Below are 5,587 nucleotides of genomic sequence, written 5' to 3' on the forward strand. Positions count from 1 at the left end.
CCTGGGTGTACGGATGTTTCGGCGCAGCGAAAATCTCCCGCGACGAGCCTTGTTCAACCACCTTGCCGTCCTTGATCACCATCAAGTCATGCGCCAGCGCATGCACCACCGCCAGATCATGGCTGATGAACAGATAGGTCAGCCCATGCCTGATCTGCAACTGGCGCAACAACTCCACCACCTGCTTCTGCACCGTGCGATCCAGCGCCGACGTCGGTTCGTCGAGCAGGATCAGCGCCGGTTCCAGCACCAGTGCGCGGGCGATGGAGATGCGCTGGCGCTGGCCGCCGGAAAACTCGTGGGGGTAACGATGGCGGCTTTGCGGATCGAGGCCGACTTCCTTGAGCACGCGAATCACTGCTGCCTCGCGCTCGGCCTCGCTGCCGATGCCGTGGGTCAGCAAGCCTTCGGCGATGATCTGCTGCACTGACATGCGCGGGCTGAGGCTGCCGAACGGGTCCTGAAACACCACCTGAATCTGCCGGCGCAACGGGCGCATCAGACGCTGATTGAGCAGGCTCAACTGCTTGTTGCCAAAACGGATATTGCCCTCTGATTCGACCAGTCGCAGGATCGCCTGACCCAGCGTCGACTTGCCCGAACCCGACTCGCCGACGATGCCCAACGTCTTGCCGCGTTGCAGGGTGAAACTGACCCCGTCCACCGCTTTGATGTAATCCTGCTGGCGGCTGAAGAGTTTTTTCGGCAGGGGAAACCACACCTTCAAATCATCGACTTCCAGCAGGTTGTGCTCGTACTCACTGGGCACTGGCGCGCCGCTCGGTTCAGCCTCGATCAATAAGCGGCTGTAAGGATGTTGCGGCGCCTGGAACAGCGTCTCGCAATCGGCCTGTTCAACGATCTCGCCTTGACGCATTACGCACACACGTTGAGCGATCCGGCGCACCAGATTGAGGTCATGGCTGATCAGCAACAGCGACATGCCGAGGCGCTGCTGCAACTCGATCAGCAGCTCAAGAATCTTCTGCTGTACGGTTACGTCCAGCGCCGTGGTCGGCTCATCGGCAATCAACAGTTCCGGCTCGTTGGCCAGCGCCATGGCGATCATCACCCGTTGCCGCTGCCCGCCAGAGAGTTGATGCGGATAGGCTTTGAGTCGCTGCAACGGCTGGCGAATACCGACCAGCTCCAGCAACTCCAGGGTCCGCGCGCGAGCGGCGCGGCCCTTGAGGCCCTTGTGGATTTCCAGCACTTCGCTGATCTGTTTTTCCACCGTGTGCAACGGGTTCAGCGAGGTCATTGGCTCCTGGAAAATCATCGCAATGCGATTGCCGCGCAGACCACGCATCTGCTGTTCGCTGGCGTGCAGCAAATCCACGCCGTTGTAGCGAATCGCGCCGCTGCTGGTGACGCTCTGGCCCGGCAGCAGACGCAGAATCGAATGCGCCGTCACCGACTTGCCCGAGCCGGACTCGCCGACCAGCGCCAGACACTCGCCACGGCGTATATCGAGGTTCACACCGTGCACCACTTCTTGCCCTGCGAAGGCGACGCGCAGGTCGCGGATCTCGATTAAATGGTCTTGCATGTCAGCTCCTCGGATCAAAGGCATCTCGGCACGCTTCACCGATGAAAACCAACAAAGACAGGATCAGCGCCAAGGCAAAAAACGCCGTCAGCCCCAGCCACGGCGCTTGCAGATTGCGTTTGGCCTGGCCGATCAGTTCACCCAGCGATGCGGTGCCGGCGGGCATGCCGAAGCCGAGAAAATCCAGCGCGGTCAAAGTGGCGATGGCGCCGGTGAGAATGAACGGCAGGTAGGTGAGGGTGGAAGTCATGGCGTTGGGCAGAATGTGCCGGCGCATCAGTTCGCTGTCGGTCAGGCCCAGCGCTCGCGCGGCTTTCACGTATTCGAGATTGCGTCCACGGAGGAACTCGGCGCGCACCACGTCGACCAGCGCCAGCCAGGAAAACAGCGCCATGATCCCCAGCAGCCACCAGAAACTCGGCGAGACGAAGCCGGACAGGATGATCAGCAGGTACAGCACCGGCAGCCCCGACCAGATTTCCAGGACGCGCTGCCCGAGCAAGTCGACCCAGCCGCCGTAGTAGCCCTGCAAGGCCCCGGCGAGAATGCCGATCAACGCGCTGATGGCGGTGAGGATCAGCGCGAACAGAATTGAGATCCGCGTGCCGAAAATCACCCGCGCCAGAACATCGCGGGCCTGATCATCGGTGCCCAGCCAATTGCTCGATGACGGCGGGCTGGGCGCCGGTTCGGTGAGGTCGTAGTTGACCGTGTCGTAGCTGAACGGGATCGGCGGAAACAGCATCCAGCCGCCCTGATCCTCGATCAGTTTGTGCACATAACTGCTGGCGTAATCCGGTTGAAACGGCAGCTCGCCGCCGAAATCGGTTTCCAGGTAATCGCTGAGGATCGGAAAGTAAAAGGCGTCGTGGTAGCGGATCACCAGCGGCTTGTCGTTGGCGATCAGCTCGCCACCGAGGCAGATCAGGCACAGGCCGATGAACAGCCACAGTGACCAGCGCCCACGGCGGTTGGCCTTGAATTGCGCGACGCGGCGCTGGCCCAGAGGCGACAGTGTGAACATCAGGCAGTCCTCGCCGAGAAATCGATGCGCGGGTCGAGCAGGGTGTAGCAGAGGTCGCCGATCAGCTTGATCAGCAGGCCGAACAGGGTGAACAGAAACAGCGCGCCGAACACCACCGGATAGTCGCGCGACACCGCCGCTTCGTAGCTCATGCGCCCGAGGCCATCGAGGTTGAAGATGGTTTCAATCAGCAGGGAGCCGGCGAAAAACACTTCGATCAGCGCCGACGGCACACCCGCAACCACCAACAACATTGCGTTGCGAAACACGTGGCCGTAGAGCACGCGCCGCTCGGTCAGGCCCTTGGCTCGTGCGGTGGTCACGTACTGCCGGCTGATCTCGTTGAGAAAGCTGTTCTTGGTCAGGATCGTCAGCGTGGCAAAGCCGCCGATCACCAGCGCCGTGACTGGCAGTACGAGGTGCCAGAGGTAGTCGCCGACCTTGCCCAATGTGCTGAGGCTGTCGAAGTTGTCCGACACCAGCCCCTGCACCGGAAACCAGTTGACGTAGCTGCCCCCGGCGAACACCACGATCAACAGAATGGCGAATAGGAACGCCGGCATGGCATAGCCAACGATGATCGCGGTGCTGCTCCAGACATCGAAGGCGCTGCCGTTCCTGATTGCCTTGCGAATGCCCAGCGGGATTGAAATCAGGTAGGTGATCAGCGTCGCCCACAAACCCAGCGACAGCGACACTGGCAGCTTCTGCACGATCAGGTCGGTGACCTTGGCGCCGCGAAAGAAACTGTTGCCCAGATCCAGTCGTGCGTAGTTTCTCAGCAGCAGCCACAGGCGTTCGTGCAGCGGTTTGTCGAAGCCGTAATGGTGTTTGATTTCCTCGATCAGCGCCGGGTCCAGCCCACGGCTGCTGCGCCCGGCACCGCCGACCGCCGCGACTTCGCCGCCACCGCCCATGCTGTGCCCGCCAAAGCCTTGCAGGCGGGCGATGGCCTGTTCCACCGGCCCGCCGGGCGCGGCCTGCACGATAAGAAAATTCACCACCAGAATGCACAACAGCGTGGGGATGATCAGCAGTAATCGGCGACTCAGATAACGCAGCATGTCACTGGCCTCCCGCAAGCTGAGCGCTCATCTGCTGAGTCGTCAGCGGCCTGGCCGAGACTTCCCACCAGGTGTTGAGGCCTTCGTCATACGAAGGTTGCACGGCGGGCATGCCGAAGCGGTTCTGATACACCGTCGGCGTGCCTTTGGAGTAGTAGTTGGGAATCATGTAGTAACCCCATTGCAGCACCCGGTCGAGGGCGCGGGCGTAATGCACCATGGCTTCGCGGCTGTTGGCCTGGACCAGCCCGTCAATCAGTTGATCGATTGCCGGATCGGCCAGCACCATCGCGTTCGAGCTGCCGACTTGCGTGGCACTTTGCGAGCCGTACAGGCTGTACAGCTCGCGGCCTGGGGACACGATCGGATCGCCACTGCGCGGGAAAGCGCAGACGATCATGTCGTAATCGCGGGCGTTGAGACGGTTGATGTATTGCGCCGAATCGATGCGGCGCAGATTGAGCGTGATGCCGATCTGGGCGAGGGTGCGTTTGAACGGCAGCAGCATGCGATCGAAGCCGCCCTGGCCATCGAGAAAGGTGAATTCCAGCGGCTCACCGGCGGCGTTGACCAGACGATTGTTTTTTGCCGTCCAACCGGCTTCGGCGAGCAGCTTCAGCGCTTGCAATTGCTTGTCGCGGATGTAGCCGCTGCCATCGGTTTTCGGCGCTTCATACACCGTGGTGAACACCTCGTCAGGGACCTTGCCGCGCAACGGTTCGAGGATCTTCAATTCCTCGGCATCGGGCAGGGCGCTGGCGGCCATTTCACTCTTGGGCCAGAAGCTGTTCTGACGCACGTAGAAGCCGCGCATCATCTGTTTGTTGGTCCACTCGAAATCCCAGAGCAGGCTGATCGCCTGACGCACGCGGCGATCCTTGAAGAACGGGTTCTGCAGGTTGAACACGAAGCCCTGAGCGGCGGTGGGTTTGTCCGGCGCGAGGATCGACTGCTGCAAACGACCGTCGCGCAATGCCGGGCTGTCATAGCCGACCACATAACCGGACGAGGAGAACTCGCGGTTGTAGTCGAACGCGCCGGCCTGCAACAGCTGGCGGGCGACGTCGGTGTCGCCGTAGAAATTCACCGTCAGGCTGTCGAAGTTGTACATGCCGCGACTGACCGGCAGGTCCTTGCCCCACCAGTCCGGGTCACGCTGGAAACTGATGCTGCGCCCGGCGTCGACTTTGCTCACCCGGTACGGGCCGCTGCCCAGCGGTGGCTCGAAGCCGCCGCCGTTGGCGAAGTCGCGGGTTTTCCACCAGTGCTCGGGCAGCACGCGCAGCGTCGCCAGATCCAGCGCGAGGGTGCGATTGAGGTTGTTCTTGAAGGTGAAACGGACCTGCCGTGGACCTTCGACCAGCACGTCTTGCACGTCGGTATATTGCTGGCGATAACTCAGGCTGCCCTTGGTCATCAGCAGGTTGAAGGTGTAGCGCACGTCTTCGGCGGTGATCGGCGTGCCGTCGGCGAAGCGTGCCTTGGGGTTGAGGGTGAAGCGCACCCACAAACCTTCGGGATCGCGCTCGATCTGCTGCGCGACCAGAGCGTAAACCGTGTAGGGCTCATCCAGCGAACGGAACGCCAGCGGCGCGTATACCCAGTCATTGACCTGCACCACGGAAATGCCCTGATCGGCATACGGCGTGATGTAGTTGTACTGACCGATCTCCATCGACGCACGGCTGAGCGAACCGCCCTTGGGCGCGTTAGGGTTAACAAAATCGAAATGCTTGAAGCCGGCCGGATACTTCGGCGCCTCGCCGTACACCGTCAGCGCGTGACTGCCGGCGGCCAGTGCCGGAGTGCCAGTGCACAGCAGCGCACTGCCGAGCAGCAGGGCAGCCATGTTGCGCAAAAAACTCATGAAGTCACCCTTGAAATCCCTGAAGGAACCCGGACCCCCGGTGAGAGCGAGCCCTTGTGGCGAGGGGATTTATCCCAGATCGG

The 5,587-nt window shown here is 61.6% G+C and carries 4 protein-coding genes; all 4 read right to left on the reverse strand.

Going from position 1 to position 5,587, the window contains the following annotated elements; translation table 11 throughout:
- The coding region (locus F8N49_RS25015) for an ABC transporter ATP-binding protein (RefSeq protein WP_256675515.1) at positions 1–1,549 on the reverse strand (1,549 nt) is incomplete at its 3' end.
- Position 1,550: 1 nt separating this feature from the next.
- A complete protein-coding gene (locus F8N49_RS25020) occupies positions 1,551–2,573 on the reverse strand; it encodes an ABC transporter permease (protein WP_056788667.1) in 1,023 nt (340 codons plus the stop codon).
- Positions 2,573–3,637, reverse strand: coding sequence for a microcin C ABC transporter permease YejB (locus F8N49_RS25025; protein WP_151553022.1), 1,065 nt, complete (start codon positions 3,635–3,637; stop codon positions 2,573–2,575). Before F8N49_RS25025 ends, F8N49_RS25020 begins: the two co-directional genes overlap by 1 nt.
- 1 nt (position 3,638) lies before the next feature.
- Positions 3,639–5,504, reverse strand: coding sequence for an extracellular solute-binding protein (locus F8N49_RS25030; protein WP_151553024.1), 1,866 nt, complete (start codon positions 5,502–5,504; stop codon positions 3,639–3,641).
- Between the last annotated feature and the right edge of the window lie 83 nt (positions 5,505–5,587).

The sequence above is a fragment of the Pseudomonas sp. GXM4 genome, from assembly GCF_008923895.1.
Taxonomy (GTDB): Bacteria; Pseudomonadota; Gammaproteobacteria; order Pseudomonadales; family Pseudomonadaceae; genus Aquipseudomonas; species Aquipseudomonas atacamensis.

Bases quoted from the DNA above. Each gene is read 5' to 3' on its own strand.
- F8N49_RS25020 (WP_056788667.1), bottom strand. From the start codon at position 2,573: ATGTTCACACTGTCGCCTCTGGGCCAGCGCCGCGTCGCGCAATTCAAG.
- F8N49_RS25025 (WP_151553022.1), bottom strand. From the start codon at position 3,637: ATGCTGCGTTATCTGAGTCGCCGATTACTGCTGATCATCCCCACGCTG.
- F8N49_RS25030 (WP_151553024.1), bottom strand. From the start codon at position 5,504: ATGAGTTTTTTGCGCAACATGGCTGCCCTGCTGCTCGGCAGTGCGCTG.